The sequence below is a fragment of the Rathayibacter sp. AY1C9 genome (genome assembly GCF_002932315.1).
GTDB lineage: Bacteria > Actinomycetota > Actinomycetes > Actinomycetales > Microbacteriaceae > Rathayibacter.
In genome coordinates, this window is record NZ_PSVZ01000011.1 from 60,009 (window position 1) to 76,745 (window position 16,737).

Sequence of the window (16,737 nt, forward strand, 5' to 3'; positions counted from 1 at the left end):
GCCGTCCAGGTGTGCATCCCCTCCACATCCGCTCCGCCGCCTTGAGGGTGCCGCCGGATCCCGGCAACGTGGCCCCCTCATCGACCACGGACGGAAGGAACGACCCGATGCTCACGCTCACCGACAACGCCAGCACCGTCGTCAAGACCATCACCGGGCAGACCGAGACCCCCGTCGAGGGAGGCCTGCGCATCAGCGGCACCGATCTCGACGCCCGCAACTTCGCTGTCGCGGTCGCCGCGGCCCCCGAGACGACGGACGCCGTCGTGGAGCAGGACGGAGCGCGCGTGTTCCTCGACGTCGCCGCCTCCGTCGCTCTCGGCGACAAGGTCCTCGACGCGCAGGTGGACGAGGGCGGCTCCGTCAGCTTCGGGATCGCTCCCCAGGACTGACCCCGTCGACATCGGAGGCCGCCCCCACCGCAGTGCGGGAGGGCGGCCTCCGTCGTCCCAGGATCAGGAGAGGATGTCGCGGGTGGTGAAGCGGCCGATCGCGAGGGACCCGAACACGGCGACGTAGGCGAGCTGGAGCAGCGCGTTCTCGCCGAAGGAGCTCCACGCGATCGGGTCGCGCAGGAGGTCGGCGAAGTCGAACCACCGGTCGGTCAGCAGGAACGGGTGGAGGGCGTCCAGCTGCGAGAGCGAGCCGACGATCTGCGCCGCGATGGAGACGACGACGGTGGCCGCCATGGCGCCGACCGGCACATCGGTCAGCGTCGAGATGAAGAGGCCGATCGCCGAGAGCCCGACCAGCGAGAGCGCCGCGTACACGGCGATCGCCAGGGCCCGGCCGATCGCGTCGGCGAGCGGGACGGTGCTGCCGGAGAGCAGCGTCACCGGTCCCGCCGGGAAGAGCGCCAGGCCGATCAGGATCCCGACCACCATGACGGTGAGTGCTGCGGCGAGGCAGAAGGCGAGGGAGGCGGCGAACTTCACCGCGAGCAGCCGCACGCGGCCGACGGGGCTGACCAGCAGGTAGCGCAGCGTCCCGAGCGAGGCCTCGCCCGCGATCGCGTCGCCGGCGACGACCCCGACCGTGAGCGGGAGGAACAGCGGGACGGCGACCGTGATGGCCGCGAAGCCGGTGAAGAGGCCGTTGCCGGCGATCGCGCCCACGAAGGAGGGCCCGCCTCCGTCGCCGCCCGAGAGCCGCACCGCGACGGCGAGCAGGATCGGGATGGCGGCCAGGGCCGCGAGCAGCGCCCAGGTGCGGCGCCGGCGGAAGAGCAGGGCGAGCTCGGAGGCGAGCAGGGACCCGATCCCTGCTCGGCGGACGGTCGCGTCAGCGCTCGACATCGAAGCCCTCCCCGGTCAGCTCGACGAAGCGCTCCTCGAGCGAGGGGCGGCGGACGGCGAACCCGCGGACGCGGACGTCGGCCCGCACGAGGTCGGCGACCAGCGCCTCGGCCGCGAGCCCGGGCGGCAGAGCGGCGACGACCAGCGGCGGATCGGCGGGGTGCGGGCCCGGCGCGGTGCGCGGCTCCAGACCCCGGGTGTGCAGGGCCACGATCGCGCGCTCGCGGTCGGGCGTCAGCAGCTCGACCGAGGCGGCGTCCCCGCGCAGCTCGTCCAGCCCGCCCTGGGCCACGAGGCGCCCTGTGCGCATGACGGCGGCGTGGGTGCAGAGCTGCTCGATCTCGGCGAGGAGGTGGCTGGAGACGAGGACGGTCGTGCCGTCCTGGTTCAGTCCGCGCACGAGAGCGCGGACCTCGCGGGTGCCCTGCGGATCGAGGCCGTTCGTGGGCTCGTCCAGCACGATCAGGTCGCGCGGCGAGAGCAGGGCGACCGCGATGCCGAGCCGCTGCTTCATGCCCAGGGAGTAGGAGCCGACCTTCTTGCGCGCCGCGGCCGAGAGACCGACGCGGGCGAGGGCCTCCTTCGCACGGGTGTCGCGGGTGCGGGACGAGGTGCCCGCCTCCGCGGCGTCGAAGCGCCGGAGGTTGGCCGCTCCGGAGAGGAACGGGTAGAAGCCCGGCCCCTCGACCAGCGCCCCCACCCGGGGCAGGACCTCGGCCGCGCGCCGGGGCATGGCCTGCCCGAGGACGGTGATGCTGCCCGCGGTCGGCGCGGCGAGGGCGAGCAGCATCCGGATCGTCGTGGTCTTGCCCGAGCCGTTCGGGCCGAGGAAGCCGAAGACGGCGCCGCGGGGAACGGCGAGGTCGAGACCGGAGACCGCCTCCTGGCGCCCGAAGCGTTTGGTGAGGCCCCGCGTCTCGACTGCGAGCTCGCCCGCCGTCACCGAGCGGAGGCCGCGTCGCGGAGCGTCTCGGCCGGGACCGCTCCGGCGAGGACGCGTCCGTCGTCGGTGACGAGGACGGTCAGCAGTGCGGAGGAGAGGATGCGGCCGCCGTCGACCGGCGTGGTGACCGCGTCGAGCGAGGAGAGCGCGTCGGCGTCACCGGCGGGCAGCTCGACGACGCTCGTCCAGCCGGAGCCCGTGGTGACGACGTCGGAGTGCTCGGCCGTGCCCGCGGCGGGCGCGTCGGAGGCGTCCGCCGCGTCGTCGACCGGAGCGGCCTGCTCCGTCACCTCGGCGCCGGCCGGGGGCGTGAAGGAGAAGAGGGACGCGTCGGGTGTCGAGAAGTCGATGCTCGTGTACGCGACGCTGAACGCGGGCGCGGTGCCCCCGCGGGCGGTCACGGCTACCCCGAGCGGGAGGCCCGTCTCGCCGTCGATCGAGACGGTCACGGAGCCCACGAGGGTGCCGCCGTCGCGGGGCGTGAGCACGAGCTCGTACGCATCGCGCCCGGCGACGCTGACGTCCGAGCCGACCGCGACCGTGGTCGTCGGGTCGATCGCGGCGAGCAGCTGCTCGGCGGCGGACGACGGCGTCACGACCTGATCGCCCGGCGAGGCCTCGGGCGCTCCGCCCGCGGGAGGCACGAGGTGGGTGGCGGTGTTCGCGCTCGAGTCGTAGATCCAGACTCCGTCGGTCGTCGAGGCGACGACGTCGCGCTCGGCCAGCCGGTCGAGCACCTGGAGGCGCGCGCCCTTCTCGGCGTCGACGTACACGCGCGCCTGGTGCGAGCCGGTGGAGAGCTCGACGAGGGAGTCGGCGGGGTCGGCGGACGCCGAGCCGGCGGAGCCGCCGAGCGCCGAGAGGTCGGGCAGGCCGAGGTCCGAGGTCTGCTGGATCTCGCCGGAGAACGCCGTGGCGTCGCTCTCGGCGACGAAGGCGAGGAGGTCGGCGGCGGACTTCTCGGGGAGGTCCCCCGCGGCGCTCGCCGAGAGGGGGAGGGCGACGGCCGCGGCGACGACGACCGCGGGGACGACGGCGACGGGCGTCCAGCGCTTCCAGTCAATGCTCATGCCGGGAACGCTACGCCTCGAACCTCCGCGGCGGGCCCGGAACGTCCCGGTCCACAGCCTTCCGGAAGGGGGTGCGGTCCGAGACCACGGCCCCTTCCGGAAGGGGGTGCGGTCCGAGACCGCGGCCGGGATGATCAGGGCATGGACCTCCCGTTCGCGCTCCCCGTCGCCCCGATGCTCGCCAAGGCCGTTCCTGCGGTGCCGGAGCAGACCGCCGTCGCGGGCGGATACTCCTACGAGCCGAAGTGGGACGGGTTCCGCGCGATCGTCTCGGTCTCCGGCGGGGAGTGCGAGATCGGGAGCCGCGGCTCCAAGCCGCTGACCCGGTACTTCCCCGAGCTCGTCGAGGCCTTCCTCCGGCTGCTCCCCGACGGCTGCGTGCTCGACGGCGAGATCGTCCTGGCGACCGGCGAGCCGGGTGCCCAGCGGCTCGACTGGGACCTGCTCTCGCAGCGCATCCATCCGGCCGCGAGCCGCGTGAGGATGCTGGCGGAGACCACCCCGGCGATGCTCGTCGCCTTCGACCTGCTCGCCGTGGACGGGCGCAGCATGCTCGAGGAGCCGTACTCGGCGCGGCGGGAGGCGCTCGCCGCGGTGATGGCCGGCGTCCCGCATCCGCTGCACCTCGGCCGCGCCACCGACGACGAGGCCCTGGCGCGCGACTGGCTGGAGCGCTTCGAGGGCGCAGGACTGGACGGCGTCGTGGCGAAGCCCCTGGCCGCGCCCTACTCCCCCGGGAAGCGCGCCGTGCTCAAGGTCAAGCACAACCGCACGGCCGACGTGATCGCGATCGGGTACCGCGAGCACGCCTCCAAGCCGGGCGTGGGCTCGATCCTGCTCGGCCTGCACGGCGACGACGGAGAGGTCCGCCAGGTCGGCGGGGCCTCGGCCTTCAGCGACGAGCGTCGCGTGCAGCTGCTGGAGGAGCTCGCACCCGCGGTCGAGCGCGACGCGGGGGGAGCGCCGGTGCGCGGCGAGGGCGAGCGGAGCCGGTTCTCGAGCGGCCGCGACACCTCCTTCGTGCGTCTGCGTCCCGAGCTCGTGCTCGAGGTCCGCTACGACCAGCGCGAGGGCGACCGCTTCCGGCACACCGTGCAGTTCGAGCGCTGGCGCCCGGACCGCGACGCCGCCTCCTGCACCATGGAGCAGCTGGAGCAGCCGACCGCGTACGACCTCGGCGACGTCCTCGGCTAGGCCTTCTTCGCGCGGCTGGGCTGCACGCGGGGCGGCTCGCCCGGCATCTTGGGGAAGTCGGGCGGGAACGGCAGCTCGCCGAGGCCGGCGGCGACATCGCGCTCCCACCAGCCGAGCAGGGCGTCGAGGTGACCGGGGGCGTCGTGCATCCGGGCCCACGGATCACCGCGCTCGGCGAGGCGCGCCGGGACCGTGCGGATCGTGAAGGCCCGCGGGTCGACGCCGTCGAGCTCGTCCCAGTCCAGCGGAGTGGAGACGGGAGCGTGCGCGAGCGGCCGCGGGCTGTAGGCACCGGCGATCGTGCGGTCGCGGTTGGCCTGGTTGAAGTCGACGAAGATCCGCTCGCCGCGCTCCTCCTTCCACCACGCCGTCGTGACCTGCTCGGGCATCCGCCGCTCCAGCTCGCGCGCCGCGGCGATCACCGCGTGGCGGACGTCGAGGAACTCGTGCTCGGCGACGATCGGCGCGAAGACGTGCAGGCCGCGGTTGCCGGACGTCTTCACGAACGGGTCGAGGCCGGCCTCCCGCAGGACCTCCCGCAGCGCGTGCGCGGCGACGACCGCGTCGGCGACGTCGGTGCCGGGCTGCGGGTCGAGGTCGATCCGGAGCTGGTCGGGCAGGTCGGGCGCATCGGCGCGGGACGCCCACGGGTGGAAGACGACGGTGTTCATCTGCGCCGCCCAGACGGCGGCCGCGGGCTCGTCGATCACGAGCTGCGGATGCACCCGCCCGCTCGGGTACGTCACCGGGACGGACCGGACGTACTCGGGCGCGCCCTTGGGCGGGTTCTTCGAGAAGAACTGCTCGCCCTCGATCCCGGAGGAGAACCGCTGCAGCGAGACGGGGCGGCCGCCGTTCGCCGCGACGAACGGCTCGCCGACGGCGATCAGGTACTCCGCGACCTCGCGCTTGGTGATGCCCGGCTCCGGGAACAGCACGCGCTCGGGGCTCGAGATCCGCACCTCCCGGTCGCCGTGCGGTCCGGGGACGGTGAGGACGACGGCGTCGCTGCTGGGCATCTGCTGAGGCTAGCCCGCGGCGCCGCCCGGCGACAGGGGTCCTCCGGGGCGTCGCCGCAGCCGGATCGGGCCCTTCGCCCGCGAGGGGTCGACGACCTGTCCGCCCTGCACGATGTCGATCTCGCCCCGGTCGACCAGGCGGCGCGCGGCCCGGCGGACGGGCTCCATCAGCGGCCGCCACTCCTCGCCGCCGACCCGGCGCGCGACCTCGGACGGGCACGCCGTCGACGACGCCGCTCGCGCGAGCAGGACGGTGCGGATCTCCTCCTCGAGGCGCGCCTCCTCCGGTCCGACTCCGCGACGGCGGCAGGCGTCCGAGCAGTAGCGGACGTCCTCCCAGTCCCGTGCCCACTTCGCGCGCCACTCGATCTCGCGACCGCAGGAGGCGCAGGTCTTGCTCTCGGGGTGCGCGGTGGACGTGCGCTGACGGTGGGCCATGCCCTCGAGTCTGCGCGCAGACCGCGGCCGCGGCGACGGGTTGCGCTGAGGGCGAGCGACGGGTGCGCGGGCTCCGGCGCCGAGGACGGGCACCCGATGCGGCGTGATCGGGAACAGGGAGCGGCGGATCGGCGTTCCCCGAGGTGGCGGCGTCATACTCCGCAATGGGGCGGCCCTCCCCCGGTCGGTGCGCCAGTCTGGAGGAGCCGTGCTGCGGCGCGACGGCGGGCCACCACCCCGTGCCGCACCCTCGATCGATCAGGAGTCTCCGATGAGCCGCGAGAACCTCGCCACCACCCCGGACCGCGAGCCGGAGCACCGCGCCTTCGCCGGACTCTCCCCGGAGGACTTCAAGCTCGCGTTCCGCAACCACGCCGCCGGAGTCGCGCTGATCACCGCGGACCCGGGCACCGGCCCGGTCGCCCTGACCGCGACCTCCGTCTTCTCGGTGAGCGCCGAGCCGCCGCTGTTCGTCTTCTCGCTCTCGTCCGCCTCGTCCAGCTCTCCAGCCATCCAGGCGTCCGAGACGCTGGTCGTGCACCTGCTCGGGGCGGAGCAGCTCGACCTGGCGCGTCTGGGCTCGACCAGCGGCATCGACCGCTTCGCCGACACGTCGCTCTGGTCGCGGCTGCCCACGGGCGAGCCGTTCTTCCCGGGCGCCGCCGCCTGGATCCGCGGCACGGTGATCAACCGCATGGAGGCGGGATCGTCCACGATCGTCGCCGTGCACGCCCTCGAGGCCCACGTGCCCGAGGACTCCGAGACCACGGCGCCGCTCGTCTACCACAACCGCACCTGGCACCACCTCGGCGAGCACTCCCGCCTCAGCTGAGCTCCGCGGGCGCTCCGGAGCAGGCGGTTCAGGCCTCCGGGCCGGTCGCCACCGTCCGGCCCGGCGTGCTCGACCACTGCGACCAGGAGCCCGGGTAGAGCGCCGGCGCGAAGCCCGCGAGCGTGAGCGCGACGACGTCGACCGCGGCCGAGACGCCGCTGCCGCAGTACACGCCGACGGGGGCGTCCTCCCGTACGCCGAGCGCCTCGAATCCCGCGCGCAGGTCGGAGGCGGGCCGGAACCGCCCCTCGGAGTCGAGCGCCGCGGACGCGGGAGCGTTCCGAGCGCCGGGGATGTGGCCCGCCCGCGGGTCGATCGGCTCGACCTCGCCGCGGTACCGCTCAGGGGCGCGGGCGTCGAGCAGGACGCCCGCCGAGGGCAGCGCCGCCGCCTCGTCGATGTCCAGCACCGGGAGCCGACCGTAGGCCAGCTCGACGTCGCCCCGCTCGCGCGGGACGTCGCCCGTCTCGAGCTCCCGCCCCGAGCGGATCCAGCCGGCGAGCGACCCGTCGAGCAGGCGGACGTCCTCCACTTCCGTCGCCCGCAGCAGCCACCAGGCCCGCGCGGCCGGGACGCTACGCGCGTCGTCGTACACGACGACGGACCGGCCCCGGCGGAGCCCCCAGCCGCGCGCCGCCTCCTGCAGCACCTCGATCGGAGGCAGCGGGTGGCGCCCCTCCTCCGGCTCGCCGTGGGCGGCCAGCTCGTGATCGAGGTCGACGTGCACCGCGCCGGGCAGGTGGCCCGCGAGGTACTCCGGGCGGCCGTCGGGCCGGTCGAGGCGCCAGCGCACGTCGAGGACGAGCGGCGGCTCGGTGGAGGCCATGAGCTCGGCGAGCTCGTCAGGGGTGACCAGCAGGCTCTCGCGGCTGGAGGGAATCGTCGGGGTCATGGCGTCCTTCCGATCCGCGTCGTCGGCGGAGTCCTGCCCCAGCATGCCGCGTCACCCGGCGGCGCGGGAGCTCGCGCGGCAGCGGAGCATCAGTGCGCAAGGCGCCTTGTCGATGGTCGTCCGCCGGAGAGCCTCTCGCGCAGGCGGGTTGTCTTCGCCACTCGATACCCGCGAGCGTGGCCCGGAGGCCTGCAGGGGACCGCTCGGACCTGAGAGAGGAGGGTGAGGCTCTCGTCGTCGGAGGACGGCCGAAGGCCCGCCCCTCCGGCAGGGGCGGACCTTCGCTGCCTTCAGTTGGACTCGCAGGCGAACCCGTCGTCGTCCCTGTCGAGCCCTGCGACATCGCCGTAGTACGGGTCGTACAGGTCGAAGTACCGCTGAGCTGAGGCCTGGTCCGGGAAGTCGTCGCAGTTCACAGCGTCGCCGGGATAAGCAGGTCGTCCCGGGCCGGGCGCCGGTGCCGGCGCCGGTGCCGCGGCCTGCGTGCTCGCCCAGAGTGCGCGGCCCTGCGGCGAGTAGATCACCAGATTGCCGTCGTTCTGCATGACCATCCGGGAGCCCGGGCTGCCCGCCGTGCCGGACTGCCAGCGCGCTCCGCCGGAGCCCGCGTAGACCACGGCGTTGCCGTCGGACTGCATCTCGAGCCGGTTGCCGCCTCCGGACGTGCCGGCCGCCCAGCGGGCCGAGCCGCGCGAGTAGACGACGAGGTTGCCGTCGCCCTGCATGACCGCCTCGCTTCCTCCGTCGGAGGAGCGCAGCAGCTGACCGGCGGTCAGCCGGTTCCCGGAGGAGAGGGTGTCCCGGACGGCGGGCGCGGGCGGCGCCGGAGGAGTGTCGCTCGCCCACAGCCCGCGGCCCGAGGCGGAGTAGACGACCAGGTTGCCGTCGTTCTGCATCTGCAGGCGGGATCCCGGGTTGCCCGCCGTACCCGAGGCCCAGAGGGGTCGGCCCGAGGCGGAGGTGACCACGGCGTTGCCGTCCGACTGCATCGAGAGCGTCTCGCCCTCGCCCTGGGTGCCGGCGCCCCAGCGGACGTCCCCCCGCGAGTAGACCGCGAGATTGCCGTCGCCCTGCAGGGAGGCGCGCGACCGGCCGTCCGGCGAGGTGAGCTGCTGTCCCCGGCTGAGCCGCGAGCCGGAGGAGAGGACGTCTCGGATTTCAGGCGCGCGCGAGGTCGAGCTCGCCCAGAGCGGCCGTCCGGAGGCGGCGGTGATCACCAGGTTGCCGTCGTTCTGCATCCGCATCCGCGCGCCCGGGTTCCCGGGCGTTCCCGCCTGCCAGCGCACGCCGGACCCGGCGGCCGAGACCACCGCGTTCCCGTCGGTCTGCATCGCGAGGCGGTTGCCCGCTCCGGAGGTGACGGAGCTCCAGCGCGGGGATCCGTCCACGTAGACGACGAGATTGCCGTCGCTCTGCATCGCGGCGCGCGAGCGGCCGTCAGAGGCGGTCAGCTGCTGTCCCGGAGAGAGCTCGCGCCCGCTGTCGAGGACGTCGGCGATCGGCTCCGGCTCGGGCTCCTGCTCGTCGGCCGAGGACCAGGCCGTGTCCCCGTTCGGGCGGACGAGCACGAGCTGCCCGTCGTCCTGGATGAGGGCGAGCGCGCCGGTCTCTCCCGCGGTCCCGGACGCCCAGACGGGCGTGCCGGAGCCGGTCACGACGACGAGGTTGCCGTCCTCCTGCATCCGCACCGTGGTCGCTCCGGTGCCCTGGGTCCTGGTGCTCCAGACGGGGCGGCGCCCGGCGTCGTAGATCACGGCGTTGCCGTCCGCCTGCATCTCGAAGCTCGCGGAGTCTCCGTTCGAGAAGATGCGCTCCCCCGCGTCGAGCGAGTCGCCGCCGAGGAGAGCGTTCGTGTAGGTCTGCGATCCGCGCGCCTCTGCGGGCGGAGTCTCCCCCGGGACGAAGGCGGTCGGAGTCTCGGCGACGGCCTGCGTCGCGAGGGCGGACGGCGCCAGAGCGGCGGAACCGCCCGCGGCGAGCAGGCAGGCGAGGGCCATCGCCGCGAGGCGATGAGGAGGTCGTGGCACGGAGAGCCCTTTCGGAGGCGGCGGCGGCGGAAGCGGGGGTCGAGCGGAGCCTGGCACGCGCTCGCCACGGCCGTCCATCCGGGCCGCGCGGAACCACTCAGCCGGAGCGGGCGATCCGCGCCGGCTGCGCGGGCGCCGCCTCCGGACCACGGAGCCTCCGGCCGGCTCGCGCGCCCCGGTCGGGGGCGGCGGCGATCGACGCGGATCGACGGAGGACGTGCTCCCACAGCCGGAGCGCACCCCGCGCGGGCGCCCCGGGAGGCGGCTCGGACCTCCCGCGGCACGGAGGAGGTCCCCGTTCCTCCTAAAATCGGAGGCATGTCGAAAGTGTTGAGCAGTCTGCCCGTGGGCGAGCGTGTCGGAATCGCATTCTCGGGAGGCCTCGACACATCCGTCGCCGTCGCCTGGATGCGCGAGAAGGGCGCGGTGCCCTGCACGTACACGGCCGACATCGGCCAGTACGACGAGCCCGACATCGAGAGCGTCCCGTCCCGCGCGGCCCAGTACGGCGCCGAGATCTCGCGCCTCGTCGACGCGAAGAGCGCGCTGGTCGAGGAGGGGCTCGTCGCCCTGCAGTGCGGCGCTTTCCACATCCGCTCCGGCGGCAAGACCTACTTCAACACCACCCCCCTCGGCCGCGCCGTGACCGGCACCCTCCTCGTCCGCGCCATGCGCGAGGACGGCGTCGACATCTGGGGCGACGGCTCGACCTACAAGGGCAACGACATCGAGCGGTTCTACCGCTACGGCCTGCTCGCCAACCCCCGCCTGCGCATCTACAAGCCCTGGCTCGACGTGCAGTTCGTCAACGAGCTCGGCGGCCGCACCGAGATGTCGGAGTGGCTGGTCGCCCGCGGCTTCCCCTACCGCGACGCCACCGAGAAGGCCTACTCGACCGACGCCAACATCTGGGGCGCCACCCACGAGGCCAAGCGCCTCGAGGAGCTCTCCAGCGGCCTCGAGCTCGTCGAGCCGATCATGGGGGTCGCGTCGTGGCGCGACGAGGTCGAGATCGCCTCCGAGGTCGTCTCGGTGCGCTTCGAGGCCGGCCGCCCCGTCGCGCTGAACGGCGTCGAGTTCTCGGACGCCGTCGCGCTCGTGCTCGAGGCGAACGCGATCGGCGGACGCCACGGGCTCGGCGTCTCGGACCAGATCGAGAACCGGATCATCGAGGCCAAGAGCCGCGGCATCTACGAGGCCCCCGGCATGGCGCTGCTGCACATCGCCTACGAGCGCCTGCTGAACGCGATCCACAACGAGGACACCGTCGCCCAGTACCACTCGGAGGGCCGCCGTCTCGGCCGCCTGATGTACGAGGGCCGCTGGCTCGACCCGCAGTCGCTGATGCTGCGCGAGTCCATCCAGCGCTGGGTCGGCTCGGCCGTCTCCGGGGAGGTCACCCTGCGTCTGCGCCGCGGCGACGACTACACGATCCTCGACACGACCGGCCCCGCGCTGAGCTACCACCCGGACAAGCTCTCGATGGAGCGGGTCGGCGACGCCGCCTTCGGCCCCGAGGACCGCATCGGGCAGCTCACGATGCGCAACCTCGACATCGCCGACTCCCGCTCGCGGCTCGAGCAGTACGCGGCCGCCGGCCTCGTCGGCGGTCCGACCGCCGAGCTCGTCGGCGAGCTCGAGATCGGCGAGGCCGACGCGATCACCGAGGGCGGCGGGTCCGCAGCGGCCGATGCGCTCGGACGCGCCACCGACCTGGCCTCGGAGGGTGCGGCGTTCGACGCCGGAACCGACTGAACCCGCCCGCCCGACGCCCCCGCGCGCATCCGTCCCACGGGGACGCGAGGCGCACGGGGGCGTCGTGCTGTGCGGACCGACCCGGCGCGCCGGGTGCGAGGGCGGGCCCGGCGCGAGAGCGGTGCTCCGGCGTTCGTCGCGCCGGCCGTCAGGGCGCGGAGGACCGGACGAGCGCGAGCGCGGCGTCCACGGTGGCGAGCGACTGCGCCGGATCGACGCGGGCCAGCACGAGCGCGGCCACCAGCAGCGACACGAGGACGTCCGCCTGAGCCGACGCCCACGCCTGCGCGTCGGGCCAGCGGGCCAGCGCTCCGGTGCGCAGTGCGCCCAGCAGCTCGGCCCGGTAGTCGGCGATCACCTCGCGCACGGCGTCGTCGCGCGCGATCGGCGCGCCCGCGGCGTTGAGCAGCAGGCAGCCGCTCCTCGCCGAGAGCGTGCGGGAGTCGGCGAGCGCCGCCCGCAGCCCGGCGAAGTACTCCTCGAGCGCCGTCGGCGACGCCCCTCGCGGATCGACGAGCGGGGCGAGCCGGGGCCGCACCACCTCGTCGAGGTAGCTCTGCACGGCAGCGTCGAAGAGCCCGCGCTTGCTGCCGAAGGCGTGGTAGAGGCTGGAGCGGCGCAGTCCGGTCGCGGACTCCAGGTCCGGGAGCGACGCCTCCTCGAAGCCGCTCTCCCAGAAGACGGCGCGGGCGGCGCGGACGACCTGCTCGGTGTCGAAGCCCTGCGTGCGACCCACGGTGCTCCTCCTGAGGGGTGACAGCTGCGGCGCCGCACTGGCGCGGACCGCTCGCTCCAGTATATTGTGGACTGGTCGTTACACAATCGGTGCGGAGCCCTCCGCATCACGACCATCGCCTGGAGGCCCGCCGTGATCGTTCTCGGACTGGTGCTCGCCGCTCTCGCCGCGGCGCTGCACGTCTACATCTTCGTGCTCGAGTCGGTCCTCTGGACGACCTCGCGCGCCCGATCGACGTTCGGCACGACCGCCGGCGAGGCGGAGGCGACGAAGGAGATGGCCTACAACCAGGGCTTCTACAACCTCTTCCTCGCCGTCGTCACCGCGGCGGGCATCGTCGCCGTCGCGATCGGCGCCACCGCCGTCGGCGCGGCCCTCGTGTTCGCCGGCGCCGGATCGATGGTCGCCGCAGCACTCGTCCTGCTCCTCTCCGCTCCGACCAAGCGCCGCGCCGCGCTGACCCAGATGACCCCGGGTCTGCTCGCGGTGATCGCGCTCGCCGTCGGCCTCTCACTCTGATCCCCTCCGCTCCACCACCACGAAAGGTCCTATGAGCACCGTCACCAGCACCCAGATCCAGCTCGTCCGCCGCCCCGACGGCTGGCCCGTCGCCGAGGACTTCCGGACCGCGACCGTCGAGTACGGCGACCCGGCCGCGGGCGAGATCCGCGTCGAGAACGCCTTCCTCTCGGTCGACCCCTACATGCGCGGCCGCATGAACGACGTGAAGAGCTACACCCCGCCCTTCGCCCTCGGCGAGACCATGACCGGCGGTGCCGTCGGCCGGGTGACCGTCTCCGACGACCCCGCGTTCCCCGTCGGCAGCGCGGTCCTGCACCAGCTCGGCTGGCGCGACGTCGTGCAGGCCGAGTCGTCGCAGTTCCGCGTCGTCCCCGAGATCCCCGGAGTGCCGCTCTCGCTCCGCCTCGGCATCCTCGGGATGACCGGACTCACCGCGTACGTCGGGCTCACCGCCATCGCGGGCATGAAGGAGGGCGACACCGTCTTCGTCTCGGGCGCCGCGGGAGCCGTCGGCTCGGCCGCCGGCCAGATCGCGCGCCTCCTCGGAGCCGAGCGGGTCGTCGGATCCGCGGGCTCGGCCGAGAAGGTCGCCCTGCTGACCGAGAAGTACGGCTACGACGCCGCCTTCGACTACCACTCCGGCCCGGTCCGCGAGCAGCTGGCCGAGGCCGCGCCCGACGGGATCGACGTGTACTTCGACAACGTCGGCGGCGACCACCTCGAAGCGGCCCTCGACGCCTTCCGCGACGGCGGCCGCGCGGCGCTCTGCGGAGCGATCGCCGGCTACAACAGCACCGAGAAGACGCCCGGCCCGGACAACATGGCGAACATCATCACCCGCGGTCTCACGCTGCGCGGATTCACGCTGTCCGGCTACCTCGACCACGCGCCGGAGTTCAACCGGCTGATGGCCGGCTGGTTCGCCGACGGAGAGATCGCCTACGACGAGACCGTCGTCGACGGCATCGACCACGCCGTGGACGCGTTCCTCTCGATGATGCGCGGCGGCAACACCGGGAAGATGGTCGTCCGCGTCTAGCGCCGACACCGGTGCGGCGGGCGCGGGGAGGGGCACCTCCGGACGCCCGCCGCATCCGTCCTCCGCCTCCCTGACCGGGACCTCCGAGCATGCTCGCGGATCCGCGGAGCCGATCGGTCCGGGCGGTGGCAGACTGCGGACATGAGCACGTTCTCGCACCGGACCGGCGCCTCCGCGCTGGCAGCAGCAGCACTCGTCCTCGTCCTCACCGGCTGCGCGGGCAGCGGCGGAGCCCCGTCCGCGCGGACGCCGCTCCCGACGCCGACCGCGACCGCGACCTCTTCGCCGACTCCCGCTCCGACGCCGACTCCCACCGTGACCGTGACGGTCACGGCGACCCCCGAGCCCTCGTCGACCGGTTCTCCCGCCGCGGATCCGGCGGCGGCGCGCTGCACGGGCTCCGACCTGACGATGGAGTACCGCCCCGACCCCGACGCGTCGGGTGCCGGGAACAGCGCCTTCGACCTCGTGCTCACCAGCACCTCCTCCTCGGACTGCGCTCTCGCGGGCATCCCCGGCGTCTACGCGACCGACGCCGACGGGAACCGGATCAGCGCGGTCGCCGACGCGTCCGGCCCGAACCCCGATGCTCCCGTGATCCTCGTCCCCGGCGCCCGGGCGGACGTCCGGGTCGCCTGGCACTCCCCCGGCGCCTACGGCTGCGCGGTCGGGACCTCCGCGTTCCTCGTCGCCGAGGTCCTCGACGCCCCGGACGGCGCGGTCCGCGCCCCGGCCGAGCTCCAGGTGTGCACCGACGGCACCGTGATGATGGACGCCTCCGCCTACGCGCTGCTCTGAGCCCTCCCCGAGCGCGCACGCCTCCCGCGCGGCCCGCTCACCGGGCGCGACCCCTTGACCGGGCGCGGCGCAGCCGGGACCCTCGCACTACACGTCCCCACCCCACCCCGGAGGTCACCATGAAGGTCGGCTCACTCGTTCTCCGTCTCGCCGTCGGCGGGCTCTTCGTCGGACACGGTCTGCAGAAGCTGCGGGGCTCGTTCGACGGCCCCGGCCTCGACGGCACCGAGCAGATGATGTCGAGCCTGGAGATGCATCCGGCCCGGCGCAACGCCGTCGCCGCAGCGGTGACCGAGACGGCCGGAGGCGCCGCTCTCGCCCTCGGCGCCGCGACTCCGCTCGCCGCCGCCGGACTCGTCGCCACGATGGTCACCGCCGTGCGCAAGGTGCACTGGAGCAACGGCCTGTGGAACGCGGGCGGCGGGTGGGAGTACAACGCCGTCCTCGTCGCGGCGACGGCCTCGATCGTCGCGGACGGCCCCGGCGCGCTCTCGTTCGACGCCCTGATCGGCAAGCGCAAGTGGGGAGCCGGCTGGGCGCTGTTCGCCCTGATCGGCGGAGCGGCTGCGTCGACCGCCCTGATCGAGGCCGGGCGACGCGCCGCGCCGGTCGGAGCGGGCACCTCCGGCTCCGACGACGGCGGGTCGGACGACGACGGCGCCGACTCGACCGCCTCGTAGCCCCGCTCCGCCGCACTGTGCGGGCGCGGTAGCGTCGGAGGCGTGACCGAGACACGCGCCTCCGACCCCGATCGCCCCGAGACCGACGCGCTCGCCCTCTGGCTCGCGGCGGTCGAGCGCCTCGACGCTCAGGACGACCCGGACGGCGTCGTCGAGCGGATGCGCGTCCTCGCAGCCCGCTACCCGGGACACGACGGAGTCGCCGCTTTCGAGCTGGGCGGCGCCCTCGACAGCGCGGGACACGGGGCGGAGGCGGCGGTCGAGTACGAGCGCGCCCTCGCCGCCGGCCTGGATGACGAGCGGCGGGCGCGGTTGACGATCCAGTACGCCTCGACACTCCGGAACCTCGGCCGCACCGATGAGGCGATCGACCTCCTCGCCGGCGCCGCTGCGCACCCCGCGGTGGGCTCCGCGCGGGAGGTGTTCCTCGCGCTCGCCCTGCACAGCGCCGGGCGCGTCGACGAGGCCCTGCGGATCGCGCTGGAGGCGCTGGCTCCGGGGCTCCCCCGGTACCAGCGCTCCGTCCGCGCCTACGCCGCCGCCCTCACCGACTCCGAGCAGTAGCGCGGGCGGCTCCTCCACACGGAGGCTCGGCGCGGCGAGCGCCGAGGCCTCCGGGGCGACGGCGCCGACTCAGTCCTCGAGCAGGATCGCGTCGATCTGCCCCATCGCCTGGCGGAGTCCCTCCTCCATGCCCATCTGGACCATCTGCTCGAGCTGCTCGACCGACTCGAAACGGCTGCGGAGGACCATCCGCGTGCGCCCCGGCTCGATCTCGTCGAGGGTGACCGTGGCCCGGGTGATCCCCAGCGCGTCGACCGGGTCGCCGCGCTCGTCGGCGAAGCCGTCCTCGAACTCGAACCGCGTCGGCTCCTCCACCCGGGTCACGCGCCACCAGCCGCGCGCCTGCTCGCCGTCCGGTCCCGTCAGGACGTAGGCGCTCCGTCCACCCTCGACCGGCTCGTGCCGCTCGAAGGTCGCCGGCCAGGTCGGCGGCCCCCACCAGCGCTCGAGGCGGCGCGGATCCGTCCAGAGGAGCCAGACGCGCTCGATCCCCGCGTCGAATTCGGCGGTCACGGTCAGGGTCAGTTCCTCGATGTCCTTGACGGACTGCAGCACGCTCATCGCGCCTCTCCCTCCAGCAGATCCCGCGCGCCGGTCGGCTCGCGGGTGTCACTCCTCGTCGAGGAGGTCCGACATGCGGTCGATCCTCCCCGCCCACAGCTGCTCGTAGGCGTCGAGCAGGCGCGACGCCCGCCGCACTGCGGCGACCTCGCCCTGCACCAGCTGCTCCCGCCCCCTCCTCCGCTTGCGGACGAGTGCCGCCCGCTCGAGGACGGCCACGTGCTTCTGCACCGCCGCGAACGACATCTCGTAGCGCGCCGCGAGTGCGGAGACGGACTGCTCGCCGACCAGCACCCGGGCGACGATGTCGCGGCGGGTGCTGTCGGCCAGCGCCCGGAAGAGCAGGTCGATGTCGGCGTCCATTCGTACAAC

The 16,737-nt window shown here is 74.1% G+C and carries 19 protein-coding genes; 9 read left to right on the forward strand and 10 right to left on the reverse strand.

The features are described 5' to 3' along the window. Positions 1-107 precede the first annotated feature (107 nt). Complete coding sequence (locus C5D09_RS09490) at positions 108-392, forward strand: hypothetical protein (protein ID WP_104222553.1); 285 nt, start codon at positions 108-110, stop codon at positions 390-392. Between the two features lie 63 nt (positions 393-455). Here C5D09_RS09490 and C5D09_RS09495 read toward each other — a convergent pair whose 3' ends face one another. From C5D09_RS09495 to C5D09_RS09505, 3 genes are read right to left on the reverse strand one after another with little or no spacing between them, the layout of a single operon-like run. Next, entirely contained in the window at positions 456-1,295 is an 840-nt protein-coding gene (locus C5D09_RS09495) for an ABC transporter permease (protein ID WP_104255477.1), read from the reverse strand. Beyond that, positions 1,282-2,238: an ABC transporter ATP-binding protein gene (locus C5D09_RS09500; protein WP_104269166.1), complete on the reverse strand. Its 957-nt coding sequence runs from the start codon at positions 2,236-2,238 to the stop codon at positions 1,282-1,284. The genes C5D09_RS09495 and C5D09_RS09500 overlap by 14 nt, the downstream gene beginning before the upstream one ends. Then, positions 2,235-3,308 (reverse strand): DUF2092 domain-containing protein, encoded by a 1,074-nt coding sequence (locus C5D09_RS09505; RefSeq protein ID WP_104269167.1) that lies wholly within the window; start codon positions 3,306-3,308, stop codon positions 2,235-2,237. Before C5D09_RS09505 ends, C5D09_RS09500 begins: the two co-directional genes overlap by 4 nt. A 141-nt stretch (positions 3,309-3,449) precedes the next feature. Between C5D09_RS09505 and C5D09_RS09510 the strand changes: the two genes are divergently transcribed. Then, positions 3,450-4,502, forward strand: a complete 1,053-nt coding sequence (locus C5D09_RS09510) for an ATP-dependent DNA ligase (protein WP_104269168.1) — start codon at positions 3,450-3,452, stop codon at positions 4,500-4,502. Here the strand turns inward: C5D09_RS09510 and ligD are convergent. Continuing rightward, entirely contained in the window at positions 4,499-5,521 is a 1,023-nt protein-coding gene (gene ligD, locus C5D09_RS09515; protein ID WP_181027141.1) for a non-homologous end-joining DNA ligase, read from the reverse strand. The two genes, C5D09_RS09510 and ligD, sit on opposite strands and share 4 nt — an antisense overlap. A gap of 9 nt (positions 5,522-5,530) precedes the next feature. Then, complete coding sequence (locus C5D09_RS09520; protein WP_104233370.1) at positions 5,531-5,959, reverse strand: DUF2256 and DUF3253 domain-containing protein; 429 nt, start codon at positions 5,957-5,959, stop codon at positions 5,531-5,533. 271 nt (positions 5,960-6,230) lie between these two features. Here C5D09_RS09520 and C5D09_RS09525 point away from each other — a divergent pair, with 271 nt between their 5' ends. After that, positions 6,231-6,791: a flavin reductase family protein gene (locus C5D09_RS09525; protein ID WP_104222547.1), complete on the forward strand. Its 561-nt coding sequence runs from the start codon at positions 6,231-6,233 to the stop codon at positions 6,789-6,791. A gap of 28 nt (positions 6,792-6,819) precedes the next feature. Here C5D09_RS09525 and C5D09_RS09530 read toward each other — a convergent pair whose 3' ends face one another. Next, positions 6,820-7,683: a sulfurtransferase gene (locus C5D09_RS09530; protein ID WP_104269190.1), complete on the reverse strand. Its 864-nt coding sequence runs from the start codon at positions 7,681-7,683 to the stop codon at positions 6,820-6,822. Positions 7,684-7,973: 290 nt separating this feature from the next. Further along, on the reverse strand, positions 7,974-9,680 hold the full coding sequence (locus C5D09_RS09535; RefSeq protein ID WP_181135023.1) for an excalibur calcium-binding domain-containing protein: 1,707 nt from the start codon (positions 9,678-9,680) through the stop codon (positions 7,974-7,976). A gap of 348 nt (positions 9,681-10,028) precedes the next feature. Between C5D09_RS09535 and argG the strand changes: the two genes are divergently transcribed. Beyond that, positions 10,029-11,465, forward strand: coding sequence for an argininosuccinate synthase (gene argG / locus C5D09_RS09540; protein ID WP_104222545.1), 1,437 nt, complete (start codon positions 10,029-10,031; stop codon positions 11,463-11,465). A 148-nt stretch (positions 11,466-11,613) separates the two neighbouring features. On the opposite strand, the gene C5D09_RS09545 is transcribed toward argG, so the two are convergent. After that, the gene (locus tag C5D09_RS09545; RefSeq protein WP_104247166.1) at positions 11,614-12,201 is read right to left on the reverse strand and encodes a TetR/AcrR family transcriptional regulator; all 588 of its coding nucleotides are present in this window, start codon (positions 12,199-12,201) and stop codon (positions 11,614-11,616) included. A 132-nt stretch (positions 12,202-12,333) separates the two neighbouring features. Between C5D09_RS09545 and C5D09_RS09550 the strand changes: the two genes are divergently transcribed. The 5 genes from C5D09_RS09550 to C5D09_RS09570 all read left to right on the forward strand — a co-directional run bounded on the left by C5D09_RS09550 (position 12,334) and on the right by C5D09_RS09570 (position 15,804). Beyond that, a complete protein-coding gene (locus C5D09_RS09550; RefSeq protein WP_104269170.1) occupies positions 12,334-12,720 on the forward strand; it encodes a DUF1304 domain-containing protein in 387 nt (128 codons plus the stop codon). A gap of 31 nt (positions 12,721-12,751) precedes the next feature. After that, on the forward strand, positions 12,752-13,762 hold the full coding sequence (locus C5D09_RS09555) for an NADP-dependent oxidoreductase (RefSeq protein WP_104222542.1): 1,011 nt from the start codon (positions 12,752-12,754) through the stop codon (positions 13,760-13,762). A gap of 141 nt (positions 13,763-13,903) precedes the next feature. Next, a complete protein-coding gene (locus C5D09_RS09560; protein ID WP_104269171.1) occupies positions 13,904-14,560 on the forward strand; it encodes a DUF4232 domain-containing protein in 657 nt (218 codons plus the stop codon). Positions 14,561-14,679: 119 nt separating this feature from the next. Then, positions 14,680-15,240, forward strand: coding sequence for a DoxX family protein (locus C5D09_RS09565; RefSeq protein WP_104269172.1), 561 nt, complete (start codon positions 14,680-14,682; stop codon positions 15,238-15,240). 42 nt (positions 15,241-15,282) lie between these two features. Then, complete coding sequence (locus C5D09_RS09570) at positions 15,283-15,804, forward strand: tetratricopeptide repeat protein (RefSeq protein ID WP_258066966.1); 522 nt, start codon at positions 15,283-15,285, stop codon at positions 15,802-15,804. 69 nt (positions 15,805-15,873) lie between these two features. Here C5D09_RS09570 and C5D09_RS09575 read toward each other — a convergent pair whose 3' ends face one another. Together C5D09_RS09575 and C5D09_RS09580 are read right to left on the reverse strand one after the other, a co-directional pair. Continuing rightward, complete coding sequence (locus tag C5D09_RS09575; RefSeq protein ID WP_104269173.1) at positions 15,874-16,365, reverse strand: SRPBCC domain-containing protein; 492 nt, start codon at positions 16,363-16,365, stop codon at positions 15,874-15,876. Positions 16,366-16,413: 48 nt separating this feature from the next. Next, positions 16,414-16,728, reverse strand: a complete 315-nt coding sequence (locus C5D09_RS09580; RefSeq protein WP_374953252.1) for an ArsR/SmtB family transcription factor — start codon at positions 16,726-16,728, stop codon at positions 16,414-16,416. Positions 16,729-16,737: the final 9 nt, after the last annotated feature.

Coding starts and splice junctions, on each gene's coding strand:
- C5D09_RS09490 (WP_104222553.1), top strand. CDS start 108: ATGCTCACGCTCACCGACAACGCCAGCACCGTCGTCAAGACCATCACC.
- C5D09_RS09495 (WP_104255477.1), bottom strand. CDS start 1,295: ATGTCGAGCGCTGACGCGACCGTCCGCCGAGCAGGGATCGGGTCCCTG.
- C5D09_RS09505 (WP_104269167.1), bottom strand. CDS start 3,308: ATGAGCATTGACTGGAAGCGCTGGACGCCCGTCGCCGTCGTCCCCGCG.
- C5D09_RS09510 (WP_104269168.1), top strand. CDS start 3,450: ATGGACCTCCCGTTCGCGCTCCCCGTCGCCCCGATGCTCGCCAAGGCC.
- ligD (WP_181027141.1), bottom strand. CDS start 5,521: ATGCCCAGCAGCGACGCCGTCGTCCTCACCGTCCCCGGACCGCACGGC.
- C5D09_RS09520 (WP_104233370.1), bottom strand. CDS start 5,959: ATGGCCCACCGTCAGCGCACGTCCACCGCGCACCCCGAGAGCAAGACC.
- C5D09_RS09525 (WP_104222547.1), top strand. CDS start 6,231: ATGAGCCGCGAGAACCTCGCCACCACCCCGGACCGCGAGCCGGAGCAC.
- C5D09_RS09530 (WP_104269190.1), bottom strand. CDS start 7,683: ATGACCCCGACGATTCCCTCCAGCCGCGAGAGCCTGCTGGTCACCCCT.
- C5D09_RS09535 (WP_181135023.1), bottom strand. CDS start 9,680: ATGGCCCTCGCCTGCCTGCTCGCCGCGGGCGGTTCCGCCGCTCTGGCG.
- argG (WP_104222545.1), top strand. CDS start 10,029: ATGTCGAAAGTGTTGAGCAGTCTGCCCGTGGGCGAGCGTGTCGGAATC.
- C5D09_RS09555 (WP_104222542.1), top strand. CDS start 12,752: ATGAGCACCGTCACCAGCACCCAGATCCAGCTCGTCCGCCGCCCCGAC.
- C5D09_RS09560 (WP_104269171.1), top strand. CDS start 13,904: ATGAGCACGTTCTCGCACCGGACCGGCGCCTCCGCGCTGGCAGCAGCA.
- C5D09_RS09565 (WP_104269172.1), top strand. CDS start 14,680: ATGAAGGTCGGCTCACTCGTTCTCCGTCTCGCCGTCGGCGGGCTCTTC.
- C5D09_RS09575 (WP_104269173.1), bottom strand. CDS start 16,365: ATGAGCGTGCTGCAGTCCGTCAAGGACATCGAGGAACTGACCCTGACC.
- C5D09_RS09580 (WP_374953252.1), bottom strand. CDS start 16,728: ATGGACGCCGACATCGACCTGCTCTTCCGGGCGCTGGCCGACAGCACC.